General features: G+C 39.8%; 1 protein-coding gene. It reads left to right on the top strand.

Annotated features, from left to right (window positions below):
- Positions 1–43: 43 nt before the first annotated feature.
- The gene (locus CWB76_RS19950; RefSeq protein WP_249363207.1) at positions 44–220 is read left to right on the top strand and encodes a hypothetical protein; all 177 of its coding nucleotides are present in this window, start codon (positions 44–46) and stop codon (positions 218–220) included.
- Positions 221–334 lie beyond the last annotated feature (114 nt).

Raw genomic sequence — 334 nt, 5'->3', positions numbered from 1 at the left:
AGATAATTTCGAGCCTTAGTCAGTTCAGCTTGGCGTATTAGGCGTGCAGTTATTACGCCGTTGTTTTATTGTTATTTCACTATGCCATGGTTTGGCAAAAGATATTAGCGTGGGCGGTGTGGGTTTATTAGTTCCTGCTGAAAAGACGAACCCCAATAAAATAATTGTGGTGTTTGATAAAACTAATCGATTGGCAGTCAAGGTGATGTATCGTCGTTGAGTGAGTGAATAATTAATGTATATATGGGTTGAGAACAAAAGCAATTATGAGCGATTACCCTGCGATAGAGGTAAACGTTTAGAGGGACCAGCACCATTTCAATAAGCACAACAC

It is taken from the genome of Pseudoalteromonas sp. S1609 (assembly GCF_005887255.1).
Taxonomy (GTDB): domain Bacteria; phylum Pseudomonadota; class Gammaproteobacteria; order Enterobacterales; family Alteromonadaceae; genus Pseudoalteromonas.
Note: the sequence above shows the minus strand (reverse complement) of the source record. Positions and strands in the feature narration are given on the sequence as shown.